Raw genomic sequence first — 15,011 nt, 5'->3', positions numbered from 1 at the left:
ACCTGCGGAGATTCAAGTGACTGCAAAACAAACGGGTCTTGGAAGACGCCACCTGTGTTGCAGGTTTCGGCGGTCTGTCTTCGTAATACTCCAAAACCCATGACATAAAAAAGCACTTTGACGGTTTTTTTAAGTTTATTTTGCAAAGTGACGAAAAGCCCTTGGCGGACTTCCCCGACACCGTTAGAGTCGGAAGTCCACCTGCAGCAAATTCCTTGAAAAATTCACCCCAAGCCCAATGTTTCCGGGCTTTTTGCGTTTCTCAGCGAAACGCGTCCTGACAGTCTTCCCAACCGATGCCGCTCTGCGCGGTTTGCGTGATCAGCCACGGTAACGAGGTCTTCACCGCATCCTGTTTCATGTTGAAATTGATCACCCCGTGCCGCCACAGCAGCATCAGGGTCAGCACCCGCTGCGCGCTCGGTGCGCCCTTGAGCTTGCCGGCACCGTCCTGGGCATCGATGTCCCACAGCGCCACTTGCAGGCCCTGGGTGTTGAAGAAACCTTGCGCGTCGCTGCGGCGCTGCCCTTCCGGCGGACGGAACAGCGGCACGTAGTTTTCCGGCAATTTGTTCTTCACCAGATCAGCGCTGCGCCGCACCGAATCCTGCCAGTCCTGCCAGTGACTGTGGGAACGGAACTCCCAACCCTGCACGCCGACGCACTGTTTCGAAAAGCCCGCCTGCAAGCTGCTGACCGAACGATCCGCCAGCCGCGCCTGAATATCCTTGCCCAACACGAAGAACGTGCCGCTCAGGTTCGACTTGCGCAGGTATTCGGTGAGCCAACCGGTATTGTCCGGTTGCAGGTTCGCGGCGCTGTCGAAGGTCAGCAGAAACAGCCGGTCGTGCATCTCGTCGCCGTTGCGCTCGTAGTCACCGAAACGATCGAATTCGTTGCTGGTCTGCGGCGATAACGCAGCCTTGCGCATCAGTTCGTCGAGATATTGCAAATGGAAGATCCGGCTCGGCTCCGCCCACTTGGTGTAATAGCTGTCGTCACTGACCACGAACTTGGCGGCTTGCTCACGCAAGGTCGGCAGGTCTTCGACGAGGAAACAGAACGAGGCGTCCTGATCGCAGCTTTGCTGGGCATAGTTGTAGTTGGCCAACGAGCGCTGCCAGAGGCGCTGGCGCAGGCTGTTGACCGCATCGATATTGACTGTGCGCAAGCCCAGACGCTGAGCCAGAGTGGCTTCGTCCATCGACTCGGTGCCCAGCAGAACACGGGCGAACATGAGGATTTCCGCCCGTGAGGCGACGTCAAACAGCGTCGGATTGCTGAGCTGCTCTGGCCAGGTGCTGCGATCCAGCGTCGCCACATCGCCCGGCGCCGCCACGGCACCGAAGCTCAACAGCCACGCGGTGAATAAAAGAACAATGCGCAAAAGGGATGTCTCCATAACAAAACCCGCGCGGCACTATAGCTGATGTGCAAGATTCACGGACGCTGCCCTCACCCCAGCCCTCTCCCAGAGGGAGAGGGAGCTGACCGAGTATCCCTTTCGATATCCGCCAATCTGAACTACCGAGTCGAACTCAAATTTTGAAACCAACGAAGATCGGCTCCCTCTCCCTCTGGGAGAGGGCTGGGGTGAGGGAGCGATCCACCAGCCGTCGCAAATGCCGGTACTTACACCTGCCTATAACCCCCATAGCTGGAGTCAACTCGGACAACCCCCTAGAATCGCCCCCACGATTAAAGGAGACGACTTCATGCTGATGGTGATTTCCCCCGCCAAGACCCTCGATTACGAAACACCGCCGGCGACCCAGCGCTTCACCCAGCCGCAATACCTCGACCACTCCCAGGAACTGATCCAGCAATTGCGCGACCTGACGCCTGCGCAGATCAGCGAACTGATGCACGTGTCGGACAAGATCGGCGGGCTCAATGCCGCGCGTTTCGGCAGCTGGACACCCGCGTTCACTCCGGACAACGCCAAGCAGGCGCTGCTCGCGTTCAAGGGTGACGTCTACACCGGTCTCGACGCGCAATCCTTCAGTGAAGCCAATTTCGATTACGCGCAAAAACACCTGCGCATGCTCTCCGGCCTCTATGGCTTGCTGCGCCCGCTCGACCTGATGCAACCGTATCGCCTGGAAATGGGCACCAAACTGGCCAACGCCCGGGGCAAGGACTTGTACGCTTTCTGGGGCACGCGCATCAGCGAATGGCTGAACGAAGCGCTGGTCGATCAGGGCGACGATGTGCTGCTCAACCTGGCGTCCAACGAGTACTTCTCGGCGGTCAAACGCACGGCCCTGAACGCGCGGATCATCAACACCGAGTTCAAGGACCAGAAGAACGGCCAGTACAAGATCATCAGCTTCTACGCGAAAAAAGCCCGAGGCCTGATGAGCCGTTTTGTGATCCAGGAAAAGATCAACGATCCGGCCCTGCTCAAGCAGTTCGATGTGCAGGGTTATCGCTACAGCGCCGAGCATTCGAAACCGGACAATCTGGTATTTCTGCGCGACCATGCCCCCGAATAAAGCATGCCTAATGCACGACTCTTAATATCAAGAGTCGTGCAGCTCGCACGATGTCAAAAAACCCTCGCCACATTTCGCCATTTTACTGGCGCCAGAAAAACCTCCCTGTCTTTTCTAAGATTAGTTTCACTCGACACTGATCATTTTTTTCAGTAGTGGCACCTAAATTTTTTCACTGTAGTGGCACAAAACTATCTAACGTGATTTTTCGCCTGTTATTAAAGGTCAAAAACGAAAGTGCTATCAAATTGAGACTAGTGCCATCTCTGACAATATTTCAAGAAATTTCAGATTTCGCGATGAGCGGACAGGAACTTCGTCCGAATGCATAGCTCATACCACCGGTAACGATTCTCGCCGAGTTTGTACGAGATAACTTACGCGGAGCAGATGGCCATGTAACCAAGTTGTCACAGCAACTTGCCTAGATGACTAACTAGTCTCAAAACAGACGATGGACAGGAGATAAGCACCATTAATATCCCCTACAAAGGCCATGGCCGCGCCCTTATAAACGTGCTCGCCTGAGCACCCAACCGCTTGATTTACGGGACTTTCATCCCGACATCGAGCGCGCAAGACGATTGCACAAGAGTCTTCTCCAAAGAAGATCGGATGCATAACAGGGCACGTCATAACAACAAGGCCTGGTTACGCACATCTTGAGTGCACTTATTTAGACACTCGAAACTTAGTATGCCTGCACACGGCATTGTGGCGCCTGTATGCCGCACTTTCGAGTGCACTAATGAACGCTGAACACCATTAACTCCGGCCCTCTAAGGCCTGATATATACAGAGGTAATTGCGATGCGCATCAGCATATTTGGTTTGGGTTACGTTGGCGCAGTATGTGCCGGTTGCCTGTCTGCACGGGGCCATGACGTAGTTGGCGTCGATGTTGCCAAAGACAAGATCGACATGATCAATGCCGGCAAATCGCCGATTGTTGAACCGGGCCTGGGCGAACTTCTGCAACAGGGTATCCAGACCGGTCGTCTGCGTGGCACGACCAACTTCGCCGAGGCGATTCGCGACACCGACCTGTCGATGATCTGCGTCGGTACGCCGAGCAAGAAGAACGGCGACCTCGAACTGAACTACATCGAAGCGGTATGCCGCGAGATCGGTTTTGTCCTGCGTGAAAAAACCACTCGCCACACCATCGTCGTGCGCAGCACCGTACTGCCGGGCACTGTTGCCAACGTGGTGATCCCGATTCTCGAAGACTGCTCGGGCAAGAAAGCCGGCGTCGACTTCGGCGTTGCGGTCAACCCTGAGTTCCTGCGTGAATCCACCGCGATCGCCGACTACGACCTGCCACCGATGACCGTCATCGGCGAGTTCGACAAGGCTTCGGGCGACGTTCTGCAATCGCTGTACGAAGAACTCGACGCACCGATCATCCGCAAGGACATCGCCGTTGCCGAGATGATCAAGTACACCTGCAACGTCTGGCACGCGACCAAAGTGACCTTCGCCAACGAGATCGGCAACATCGCCAAAGCGGTCGGCGTCGATGGCCGTGAAGTGATGGAAGTGGTCTGCCAGGACAAGACTCTCAACCTGTCCCAGTACTACATGCGCCCGGGCTTCGCCTTCGGCGGTTCGTGCCTGCCAAAAGACGTGCGTGCGCTGACCTACCGCGCCGGTTCGCTGGACGTCGAAGCGCCGCTGCTCAACTCGCTGATGCGCAGTAACGAATCGCAAGTGCAGAACGCCTTCGACATCGTTGAAAGCCACGACAAACGCAAAGTCGCCCTGCTCGGCCTGAGCTTCAAGGCTGGCACCGACGACCTGCGCGAAAGCCCGCTGGTGGAACTGGCCGAGATGCTGATCGGCAAGGGTTACGACCTGAGCATCTACGACAGCAACGTCGAGTACGCCCGCGTTCACGGCGCGAACAAGGACTACATCGAGTCGAAAATCCCGCACGTATCGTCCCTGCTCAACGCGGACTTCGATTCGGTGATCGACAACTCCGACGTGATCATCCTCGGCAACCGCGACGAGAAATTCCGTGCGCTGGCCCAGCAGGCGCCGCACGGCAAGCAGGTCATCGACCTGGTCGGCTTCATGGCCAAAGCCACCGACGCCGGTACGCGCACCGAGGGTATCTGCTGGTAAAGCAGCCCTGTAGGAGCTGTCGAGTGAAACGAGGCTGCGATCTTTTCGGGAACACCAAAATCCCAAGCGAAAGATCAAAAGATCGCAGCCTTCGGCAGCTCCTACATGTCCTTGCAAGTTTTTGTAAGCCTGCCTTAACCCCATCGGGCCCGCCCCGAGATAGAGACGGATGCAGATTATGCACAGGCTAAAACACGGCCTACTTCAGGCCGCCGGTTGGCTGTTTTACCTAAGTTTGTTGATGGGCCTGGCCTTGATGCTGCCCACGTCCACGTTCGACTCCGAGTCGAAGGACTTCATTTTCCTGATTGGCGCCGTGGGTATCTGGCGCTACTCGATGGGTGCAACGCACTTTGTGCGCGGCATGATTTTTCTCTACATCGTTTACCCGCACCTGCGCCGCAAAGTGCGCAAGCTGGGTAAAGCGGCGGACCCGTCGCATGTGTTCCTGATGGTCACCAGTTTCCGTATTGACGCGCTCACTACTGCGCAGGTCTACAGCTCGGTGATCCGCGAAGCCATCGACTGCGAACTGCCGACCACCGTGGTTTGCTCGATCGTGGAAATGTCCGATGAGCTGCTGGTCAAGGCACTGTGGGCGCGGATGAATCCGCCAGACCGCGTGAAGCTCGACTTCGTGCGGATTCCCGGCACCGGCAAACGCGATGGCCTGGCCTACGGTTTCCGCGCGATCTCCCGTCACCTGCCGGACGACCGCGCCGTGGTGGCCGTGATCGATGGCGACACCGTGCTCGGCGAAGGCACCGTGCGCAAGACCGTGCCGTGGTTCCAGCTGTTCGGCAACGTCGGCGGCCTGACCACCAACGAGTTCTGCGAAGTGCGCGGCGGCTACATCATGAGCGAATGGCACAAGCTGCGTTTCGCCCAGCGCCACATCAACATGTGCTCGATGGCCCTGTCCAAACGCGTACTGACCATGACCGGTCGTATGTCGGTGTTCCGCGCCACTGTGGTGACCAACCCGGAATTCATCGCCGACGTTGAAAGCGACTCGCTGCAACACTGGCGTCTGGGTCGTTTCAAGTTTTTGACCGGCGACGACAAGTCGAGCTGGTTCAGCCTGATGCGCCTCGGCTACGACACCTTTTACGTGCCTGACGCGGCGATCAACACCGTTGAACACCCGCCGGAAAAGAGCTTCATCAAGGCCAGCCGCAAACTGATGTTCCGCTGGTACGGCAACAACCTGCGGCAGAACTCGCGAGCGCTGGGCCTGGGTGTGAAACGCCTCGGTACCTTCACTTCGGTGGTGCTGTTCGACCAGCGCGTGTCGATGTGGACCTCCTTGCTCGGCCTGACCGTGGCGATCATCGCCAGCTTCAAATACGGCACCGCGTTCATCCTGGTTTACCTGCTGTGGATCGGTATCACCCGCCTGATCCTGACCCTGCTGTTGTCGTGTTCCGGTCACCGGATCGGCCCGGCTTATCCAGCGATTCTGTATTACAACCAGATCGTCGGCGCGCTGGTGAAGATCTACGTGTTCTTCCGCCTCGACCAACAATCCTGGACTCGCCAACCCACATCCCTGACCCGTGATCTCGCCAGCTTTCAACGTTGGTTCAACACCTGGTCGTCTCGGACCATGACCTTCTCCGCCGGCAGCATTTTTGTCGCCGTGCTGCTGATGATGGTCTGACCCGCCCCTATTGAATTAACAAGGAAATCGCCCCTATGAATACCGCCGTCAACGCCAACGTAGTGCATGAATCCGAAGCCCAGCGCCAACACGCCCGCGTGAAAATCCCGGCCAAACTGCGCTTCTTCGGTCCCGACCGGACGCCGGTCGAAGCGCGGGTCATCGACCTGTCTGCCGGTGGTCTGGCATTCAACGCCGGGCAGCTGCCGCTGACCATTGGCCAGGTGTACAAGGCGCGTCTGCAATTCGTCATCGACAACCTCGGCATCGCCATGGACGTTGAACTGCAAGTACGTTCCTTCGATCGCCAGACCGGCCGCGCCGGCTGCCAGTTCCAGAATCTGGAGCCGCAGGACATTTCCACCCTGCGCCACTTGATCACTTCGCACCTGGCCGGCGACATCGTCAGCATCGGTGAAGTGCTGGCGACCCTGCAGCGCGACAACTTCACCAAGGCGCGCAAGGTCAAGGACGGCGGCTCCGGCATGACCCCGTTCGGTCGCCTGAAAGCGGTGACATTCAGCGCCGGTATCTTCGCGGTCGGTCTGGTCGCGGCGGGTTTCATTTTCAAATCGGTGTACGGCATGTACTTCGTCAGCCACGCGCAGGCCGGTCTGGTCAGCGTGCCGGGGATGAACATCACCATGCCGCGTGACGGCACCGTGCAGAGCCTGGTCAAGTCCGACGGCGTCGCGGCCAAAGGCGCGCCACTGGCGACCTTCAGCACCAGCATGCTCGATGTGCTCAAGGGCCATCTGGAAGAAGATCAACTGTCGCCGGCCAAGGTTGAAGAACTGTTCGGCAAGCAAATGACCGGCACGCTGACCTCGCCATGCGATTGCACCGTGGCCCAGCAACTGGTGGCGGACGGTCAGTACGCAAGCAAAGGTGATGTGATCTTCCAATTGGTGCCGCGCAACACTCAGGCCACCGTCGATGCGCGCTTCTCTTATCGCCAGTTCGGCGACGTGCGTCCGGGCACCCCGGTGAGCTTCCAGATCGCCGGCGAAGACAAGACCCGCACCGGCAAGATCGTCAGCAGCACCAGCCTGAAAAGCGCCGACCTGTCCTCCGATATCCGCGTACAGATCCAGCCTGACGAGCCGCTCGACAGCAGCCTCGCCGGCCGCCCGGTGGAAGTGAACAGCGACCGTGGCCCGAACCTGAACTGGCTGATCGACAAAGCCATGGCTGCCGGTCTTTAAGTCGAGGACATGCCTGTGACTACTCATATCTTCAACACACCGCCAACCCTGTGGGAGCGAGCCTGCTCGCGATGGGAGCGCCGCGGTTTGTCTGATGTACCGAGTTGCCTGAATCGCGAGCAGGCTCACTCCTACATGGGGACCATGTGTGCCTTGGCATTGGCGGTGAGCCTGGCCGGTTGCGCCGGCCTGCCCGATCAGCGTCTGGCCAACGAAGCGCTCAAGCGTGGCGACACCGCCACCGCTGCGCAGAACTATCAGCAACTGGCCGATCTGGGTTACAGCGAAGCACAAGTCGGCCTCGCCGATATCCAGGTCGACAGTCGCGATCCTGCGCAAATGAAACAGGCCGAGGCGACATACCGCGCCGCCGCCAGTGTTTCGCCGCGCGCTCAGGCACGTCTCGGCCGCTTGCTGGTGGCCAAACCGGGTTCCACCGAAGCCGAACACCACGAAGCCGAAAGCCTGCTGAAAAAAGCCGCCGCCAATGGCGAAGGCAACACGTTGATCCCGCTGGCGATGCTGTACCTGCAATACCCGCACAGCTTCCCCAACATCAACGCGCAGCAGCAGATCGATCAGTGGCGCAAATCCGGCTACCCGGAAGCGGGTCTGGCGCAGGTGCTGCTGTATCGCACTCAAGGCACCTACGACCAGCACCTGGATGACGTGGAAAAAATCTGCAAAGCCGCGCTCAACACCACCGACATCTGCTACGTCGAACTGGCCACCGTGTACCAGAAACGCGCGCAGCCTGAGCAACAAGCCGAGCTGATCAAGCAGATGCAGGCCGGTTACAGCCGTGGCACCGTCACCGCTCAACGTGTCGATTCCGTCGCCCGCGTATTGGCCGATTCGACCCTCGGCAAGACCGACGAAAAAACCGCGCAATCGCTGCTTGAGCCAATAGCTCCGGGCTATCCGGCGTCGTGGGTGACCCTCGCGCAATTGCTCTACGACTACCCGGAACTGGGTGACGTCGATCAGATGATGAAGTACCTCGACAACGGCCGCGCCGCCGACCAGCCGCGCGCCGAACTGTTGCTGGGCAAGCTCTACTACGAAGGCAAAATGGTCCCGGCTGACGCGAAAGTCGCCGAAGAACATTTCCAGAAAGCCGTTGGCCGTGAAGTCGCCGCCGACTACTACCTCGGCCAGATCTATCGCCGTGGCTACCTCGGCAAGGTCTATCCGCAGAAAGCCCTCGACCACCTGCTGACCGCTGCACGCAACGGCCAGAACAGCGCCGATTTCGCCATCGCCCAACTGTTCTCCCAAGGCAAGGGCACCAAGCCCGACCCGCTCAACGCCTACGTGTTCAGCCAATTGGCCAAGGCGCAAAACACCCCGCAAGCCGATGAGCTGGCGACTACCCTCGCCGCGCAATTGCCGCCCGAGCGTCTCGCCGAAGCGCAACGTCTGCTGCAACAAGAGCAAGCCAGCCGTGGCGCTCTGAACCCGAACACGCTGCAACTGCACGCCCTGCAAGAAGAAGACGGCGAGGAAAAGTTATGAAGTTGAATCCATTCGTGAAGGCCGGCATTGGCCTCACCTTCGCGCTGATCTGGTCTTGCCCGACACTGGCCGCGATGACTGAAACCAAGAACTTTGGCCTCGAAGTGAAAGTCACCGGCCAGTCCGAAGACGACCGTGACCTCGGCACCGCCAGCGGCGGCGACGTCAACGGCGTCGGCCTCGACCTGCGTCCGTGGATCTACGGTGAAAGCGGCGCGTGGAGCGCCTACGCCATGGGCCAGGCCGTGACCTCGACCGACATCATCGAAACCGACACCCTGCAACAATCCGACGGTGAACAAGCCACCGACAACGGCGATCGCAAAACCAAGAAAAACTACTTGGCGATGCGCGAGTTCTGGGTCGGTTACAGCGGCCTCACCCCATACCCGGGCGAGATGCTCAAGTTCGGTCGCCAGCGCCTGCGCAATGACGACGGTCAATGGCGCGACACCAACATCGAAGCGCTGAACTGGACCTTCGACACCACCCTGTTGCGCGCCAACGCCGGTGTCGCCGAACGCTTCAGCGAATACCGCACCGACTTGAAAGAGCTGGCGCCGAAAGACAAGGATCGCCTGCACGCCTACGCCGATGCTGCTTACCAGTGGACGCCGGGCCAGTGGGTCGGCATTCGTGGTCACCACACCCACGATGACGGCAAACTCGATTACGCCGAACCGGGTGTGCCGCGCGACTCGCTGGATAAAACCGAGAACGGCGACATCAGCTGGCTCGGCCTGACCGCCGACAGCGACGCCTACAACTGGCGCAACACCAACACCGTCAACTACTGGGGCAGCATCACCGGCATGAGCGGCGACCGCGACACGGTCAATGCGCTGAACGCCGATGGTTCGCGCCCGGCGCAAGCCAAGCGCAGCGATGACGTCAACGGCTGGGCCACCGACATCGGCGTGCGTCTGCGCCTCGATCCACAATGGCAAGTCGGCGGTGCGTATGCCCGCGCCAGCGCCGATTACGAGCAGACCGGCCTGGAGAGCAACCGCTCCAACTACACCGGTACGCGCTCGCGGGTTCACCGTTTCGGCGAAGCCTTCCGTGGCGAAATGAACAACATGCAAACCGCGACGTTGTTCGGTTCGTGGATGGTCAACGACGAGTACGACGCCAGCCTGATCTACCACAAGTTCTGGCGCGTCGACGGCAACAAGCCGGTGGGCAGCAACGGCATCAATGCCGTGGAAAACAATACCGACGACGCCACCGGCGCGATCCTGTCCAGCACCTCGCTGCCGCTTGAAGACGGCAACAAGGACCTCGGTCAGGAGATGGACCTGGTCGTCACCAAGTACTTCAAGCAAGGCCTGTTGCCGGCGGCGCTGAGCCAGTCGATCGACGAGCCTTCGGCCCTCGTACGCTTCCGTGGCGGTGTGTTCAAACCGGGGGATGCCTATGGCAAGCAGGTTGATTCGTACATGCACCGCGCGTTCATCGACGTGATCTGGCGCTTCTGATGCAAACCGCCAAGGGAGTGCCCGACATGATCAGCACCAGGATAGGCTCACTCAGCCTGCTGGCCGGCGCGATGCTGCTGGCCAGCGCTGGCGCCTTCGCCAACGTGGAGCCGGCAAAGCCTGCGACCACGGCCAAGGAGCTGCAACAAGCCAAGACCTACACCGTCAGCAGCGCACCCACCGAGGCGCTGAATCTGGCCGCGCCGAAACTGCCCGACCTTTCCGGCTTCACCGCCGAGGCCGCTGCGGCGAAAATCGTCCGCAGCAAACCGGGCAAGATCAGCGTGCGCCGGATGATGCAGGAAGACGCACTGAAGGACTTCATCGGCGGCGACAACAAGATGGCCGAATGGGTGGTGCGTCAGCACGGCATCCCGCAGGCGATCTTCGTCGACGACGGCTACATGAACCTCAAGGATCTGGCGCAGAAACTGCCCAAGCAGTACTTCAGCGAGACCGCGCCGGGCGTGTACCTGTCGAAGCTGCCGATCGTCGTTGGACGTAAAGGCATCCTCGAAATCGACGGCCAGACCCAAGAGCTGCGCCTGTCACAAGAGGCCGGTGCGTTCATGGTCAACGACGGCCAGTTGTTCGTACGTGACACCAAAGTCACCGGCTGGCGCGAAAAGGAAAACGGCCCGGCGACCTTCCGCTCGCCGAAGGAATTCCGTCCGTTCCTGCTCGCCTGGGGTGGCACCGAGACCTACATCGTCAACAGCAAGATGGCCAGCTTCGGCTACGCCAACAGTAAGTCTTACGGCGTAAGTATTTCCCAGTACACGCCGAACATGGCCAAGGTGCTCAAGCGCCCTGAACCGACTGGCTGGATCGTCGGTTCCGAGTTCTCCGACATGTGGTACGGCTTCTACTGCTACGAGACCCGCGACTTCGTGGTCAAGGGCAACACCTACAAAGACAACATCGTCTACGGCATCGACCCGCACGACCGTTCCCACGGCCTGATCATTGCCGAGAACACTGTGCACGGTACGAAGAAGAAGCACGGGATCATTATTTCCCGTGAGGTCAACGACAGCTTCATCTTCAACAACAAGAGCTATGACAACCATCTCTCGGGCCTGGTGATCGACCGTAACAGCGTCAACAACATCATTGCCTACAACGAGATCTACAAGAACCACACCGACGGCATCACCCTCTACGAGTCCGCCGACAACCTGCTGTGGGGCAACAAGGTCATCAGCAACAAGCGCCACGGCATCCGTATTCGTAACAGCGTGAACATCCGCCTCTACGAAAACGTCGCCATGGCCAACGGTTTGACCGGCGTCTACGGCCACATCAAGGATCTAAGCGACACCGACCGTGACATCAAGCTCGATCCGTTCGATGCCCAGGTGTCGCTGATTGTCGTTGGCGGTGAACTGGCGGCCAACGGCAGCGGCCCGCTGTCGATCGATTCGCCTTTGAGTGTCGAGCTGTATCGCGTGTCGATGCTGGCGCCGACCAAATCCAGCGGCATCAGCTTCAACGGCATCCTCGGCGAGCGCCAGGATGAAATTCTCGATCTGCTGGTGCGCCAGCAGAAAGCCGTGCTGATCGACCCTGTCGAACGCCAGACCGAAATGCAGGACTGAGGATAATTTTATGCACCCACACTTGATCAAATTACTCAGCCTGTCGGCCCTGACCGTGGGCATTCTCGCGGCCAGCAACGGCGCCCGCGCCGATGAAGGCGCCGCTGCCACGCCACCAAAGTTCAGCGCCGAACCGTGCTGCAACCTGTGCCCGGCGGCGCATGACGCGAAGAATTACACCACGCGTTATCAGCAGAACTTCACCACCCTGGTGCAGGCGCAAGGCGACTGGCTGTTCCGGACTCAGGAAGATTTGCGCACCGAATTCAACACCACCCCGGCCGGCTACAAACGCCTGCAACAGTTGCACGATGCGTTCAAGGCCAAAGGCGTTGAGTTGGTGATCGTCTATCAGCCGACCCGTGGCCTGGTGAACCGCAACAAGCTCAACCCGCAGGAAAAAGCCGCGTTCGATTACGAGAAAGCGCTGGGCAACTACAAGACCATGCTTGGCCGTTTCGCCAAGATGGGTTACGTGGTGCCGGACCTGTCGCCGCTGACCAACGAGTCGCTGCCGGACACCCTGCCCGCCCACGATTTCTACTTCCGTGGCGACCAGCACTGGACGCCATACGGTGCGCAGCGCACGGCGAAAATCGTCGCCGAGAAGGTCAAGCAGATCCCGGCCTTCGCCGACGTGCCCAAGCGTGAATTCGAGACCAAGCGCTCCGGGCGCATGGGTAAGACCGGCACCCTGCACAACATGGCCGGGCAATTGTGCGGCACCAGTTACGCGATCCAGTACATGGATCAGTTCACCACCGAGCCGAAAGGCGAGGCCGGTGATGGCGACCTGTTCGGTGATTCCGGCAACCCGCAAATCACCCTCGTCGGTACGTCGCACAGCGGCAAGAACTACAACTTCGCCGGCTTCCTCGAAGAAGCCATCGGCGCCGACATTCTCAACGTCGCGTTCCCCGGCGGTGGTCTGGAAGGTTCGATGCTGCAGTACCTCGGCAGCGACGAATTCCAGAAGACCCCGCCGAAAATTCTCATCTGGGAATTCTCGCCGCTGTATCGCCTCGATCAGGAGACCATCTATCGCCAGATGATGTCCCTGCTCGACAACGGCTGCGAAGGCAAAGACGCACAGATGTCCGCGAGCACCACGCTCAAGCCGGGCGGCAAACAAGAACTGCTGGTCAACAGCAAGAACCTGAACCTGCAAAACAGCAGCCATCAGGTCGACATCCGCTTCGCCGACCCTTCGGTGAAAACCCTGCAAGCCACCCTCTGGTACATGAACGGTCGCCACGAGGACATCAAGATCGAGAAACCGGAAACCTCCGACACCGACGGTCGTTTCGCCTTTGAGTTGCGCACGGACGAAGACTGGGCCACGCAGAACCTGCTGGCGGTCGAAGTTCAGGGCCCGGAAGCGGGCACCGCGCCGCAAAAAGTCGAAGCGAAAATCTGCAAACGCAACGTATTCCCGGGCGCTGGGCAACAAACCGCTCAGGTCGGGCAATGAGGTCTGCTATGCGAAATCCGAAACTCAAAAATCTGTTGGCACCGACGCTGCTGAGCCTGGCGATGTTCGCCGGGGCGACTCAGGCCGCCGCGCCACTGCGTCCACCGCAGGGCTACTTCGCGCCTGTGGATAAATTCAAGACCGGCGACAACAGCGAAGGCTGCGATGCCATGCCGGCGCCGTACACCGGGCCGCTGCAATTTCGCAGCAAATACGAAGGCTCGGACAAGGCGCGTTCGACGCTGAACGTGCAGTCGGAAAAAGCCTTTCGCGACACCACCAAAGACATCACCACGCTGGAACGCGGCACCGCCAAACGGGTGATGCAGTTCATGCGCGACGGTCGTCCGGAACAGCTCGACTGCACGCTGAACTGGCTGACCGCGTGGGCCAAGGCCAATGCGTTGATGTCGAAAGACTTCAACCACACCGGCAAGTCGATGCGCAAATGGGCGTTGGGCAGCATGGCCTCTTCGTACATTCGCCTGAAATTCTCCGACTCGCATCCGCTGGCGCAGCATCAGCAGGAAGCGCAGTTGATCGAGGCGTGGTTCAGCAAAATGGCCGATCAGGTGGTCAGCGACTGGGACAACCTGCCGCTGGAAAAAACCAACAACCATTCGTACTGGGCAGCCTGGTCGGTGATGGCGACCTCGGTCGCGACCAACCGCCGCGACCTGTTTGACTGGGCGGTGAAGGAATACAAGGTTGGCGTCAATCAAGTCGATGCCGACGGCTTCCTGCCAAACGAACTCAAGCGCCAGCAACGCGCCCTCGCCTATCACAACTACGCCCTGCCGCCGCTGGCGATGATCGCCAGTTTCGCCCAGGTCAACGGTGTTGATTTGCGTCAGGAGAACAACGGTGCGCTGAAGCGTCTCGGTGATCGGGTGTTGTCGGGGGTGAAAGACCCGGATGAATTCGAGAAGAAGAACGGCAAAGAGCAGGACATGACCGACTTGAAAGAGGACATGAAATTCGCCTGGCTCGAACCGTTCTGCACGCTCTACACCTGTGCGCCGGATGTCATCGAGAAGAAGCGCGGCATGCAGCCGTTCAAGACCTTCCGCCTGGGTGGCGACCTGACCAAGGTCTACGACCCGTCGCATGAGAAGGGCAACAAGGGTTCTTGAAAGGCGAAAAGCAAAAGCCCCTCACCCTAACCCTCTCCCGGAGGGAGAGGGGACTGACCGAGGTGGCTGTGCGAGTTACGCCGAAATGAAATACCCAGTCGGTCTCAGGTGTTGAAAAACAACCGAGATCAGACTGCAAGGAAATATCGAGTCGATCTCAGGCGTTGAAAAACAACCGAGATCAGGCGGCAAAGAAATACCGAGTCGATCTCCATTTTTGAAAACCATGGAGATCAGGCTCCCTCTCCCTCCGGGAGAGGGCGGGGGGTGAGGGGCGCGGTCTGACGGCCAGCTCCGACCTCAAGCAAGCACTGTGTCACCCCTCCACT

10 protein-coding genes are annotated in these 15,011 nt (G+C 59.3%); 9 read left to right on the top strand and 1 reads right to left on the bottom strand.

Translation table 11 applies throughout. The features are described 5' to 3' along the window. Positions 1-262: 262 nt before the first annotated feature. Positions 263-1,402 carry a polysaccharide deacetylase family protein gene (locus U6037_RS04820; RefSeq protein WP_416221702.1) on the bottom strand — a complete coding sequence of 380 codons (1,140 nt, stop codon included), beginning with the start codon at positions 1,400-1,402 and terminating at the stop codon, positions 263-265. 313 nt (positions 1,403-1,715) lie between these two features. Between U6037_RS04820 and yaaA the strand changes: the two genes are divergently transcribed. The 9 genes from yaaA to U6037_RS04775 all read left to right on the top strand — a co-directional run bounded on the left by yaaA (position 1,716) and on the right by U6037_RS04775 (position 14,682). Continuing rightward, positions 1,716-2,495: a peroxide stress protein YaaA gene (gene yaaA, locus U6037_RS04815; RefSeq protein ID WP_007914306.1), complete on the top strand. Its 780-nt coding sequence runs from the start codon at positions 1,716-1,718 to the stop codon at positions 2,493-2,495. 810 nt (positions 2,496-3,305) lie between these two features. Beyond that, the gene (locus U6037_RS04810) at positions 3,306-4,622 is read left to right on the top strand and encodes a nucleotide sugar dehydrogenase (protein WP_008087506.1); all 1,317 of its coding nucleotides are present in this window, start codon (positions 3,306-3,308) and stop codon (positions 4,620-4,622) included. Positions 4,623-4,800: 178 nt separating this feature from the next. Next, the gene (gene alg8, locus U6037_RS04805; RefSeq protein ID WP_416221701.1) at positions 4,801-6,282 is read left to right on the top strand and encodes a mannuronan synthase; all 1,482 of its coding nucleotides are present in this window, start codon (positions 4,801-4,803) and stop codon (positions 6,280-6,282) included. 35 nt (positions 6,283-6,317) lie between these two features. Further along, positions 6,318-7,487, top strand: a complete 1,170-nt coding sequence (locus U6037_RS04800) for an alginate biosynthesis protein Alg44 (protein WP_007914303.1) — start codon at positions 6,318-6,320, stop codon at positions 7,485-7,487. Between the two features lie 9 nt (positions 7,488-7,496). After that, positions 7,497-9,002 carry an alginate biosynthesis TPR repeat lipoprotein AlgK gene (algK, locus tag U6037_RS04795; protein ID WP_322845982.1) on the top strand — a complete coding sequence of 502 codons (1,506 nt, stop codon included), beginning with the start codon at positions 7,497-7,499 and terminating at the stop codon, positions 9,000-9,002. Next, complete coding sequence (locus tag U6037_RS04790; RefSeq protein ID WP_322845981.1) at positions 8,999-10,480, top strand: alginate export family protein; 1,482 nt, start codon at positions 8,999-9,001, stop codon at positions 10,478-10,480. Before algK ends, U6037_RS04790 begins: the two co-directional genes overlap by 4 nt. 26 nt (positions 10,481-10,506) lie before the next feature. Beyond that, the gene (gene algG / locus U6037_RS04785) at positions 10,507-12,078 is read left to right on the top strand and encodes a mannuronan 5-epimerase AlgG (protein WP_322845980.1); all 1,572 of its coding nucleotides are present in this window, start codon (positions 10,507-10,509) and stop codon (positions 12,076-12,078) included. A gap of 10 nt (positions 12,079-12,088) precedes the next feature. Beyond that, complete coding sequence (locus tag U6037_RS04780) at positions 12,089-13,549, top strand: alginate O-acetyltransferase (protein ID WP_053117297.1); 1,461 nt, start codon at positions 12,089-12,091, stop codon at positions 13,547-13,549. 8 nt (positions 13,550-13,557) lie between these two features. Beyond that, entirely contained in the window at positions 13,558-14,682 is a 1,125-nt protein-coding gene (locus tag U6037_RS04775; RefSeq protein WP_322845979.1) for a mannuronate-specific alginate lyase, read from the top strand. Positions 14,683-15,011 lie beyond the last annotated feature (329 nt).

The organism is Pseudomonas sp. B33.4 (assembly GCF_034555375.1).
Lineage (GTDB): Bacteria > Pseudomonadota > Gammaproteobacteria > Pseudomonadales > Pseudomonadaceae > Aquipseudomonas.
The sequence above is the reverse complement of the archived record's forward strand: the minus strand, read 5'-3'. Positions and strand labels throughout refer to the sequence as shown.

Bases quoted from the DNA above. Each gene is read 5' to 3' on its own strand.
- U6037_RS04800 (WP_007914303.1), top strand. From the start codon at position 6,318: ATGAATACCGCCGTCAACGCCAACGTAGTGCATGAATCCGAAGCCCAG.
- U6037_RS04775 (WP_322845979.1), top strand. From the start codon at position 13,558: ATGCGAAATCCGAAACTCAAAAATCTGTTGGCACCGACGCTGCTGAGC.
- alg8 (WP_416221701.1), top strand. From the start codon at position 4,801: ATGCACAGGCTAAAACACGGCCTACTTCAGGCCGCCGGTTGGCTGTTT.
- U6037_RS04790 (WP_322845981.1), top strand. From the start codon at position 8,999: ATGAAGTTGAATCCATTCGTGAAGGCCGGCATTGGCCTCACCTTCGCG.
- yaaA (WP_007914306.1), top strand. From the start codon at position 1,716: ATGCTGATGGTGATTTCCCCCGCCAAGACCCTCGATTACGAAACACCG.
- algK (WP_322845982.1), top strand. From the start codon at position 7,497: ATGCCTGTGACTACTCATATCTTCAACACACCGCCAACCCTGTGGGAG.
- U6037_RS04810 (WP_008087506.1), top strand. From the start codon at position 3,306: ATGCGCATCAGCATATTTGGTTTGGGTTACGTTGGCGCAGTATGTGCC.
- U6037_RS04820 (WP_416221702.1), bottom strand. From the start codon at position 1,402: ATGGAGACATCCCTTTTGCGCATTGTTCTTTTATTCACCGCGTGGCTG.
- algG (WP_322845980.1), top strand. From the start codon at position 10,507: ATGATCAGCACCAGGATAGGCTCACTCAGCCTGCTGGCCGGCGCGATG.
- U6037_RS04780 (WP_053117297.1), top strand. From the start codon at position 12,089: ATGCACCCACACTTGATCAAATTACTCAGCCTGTCGGCCCTGACCGTG.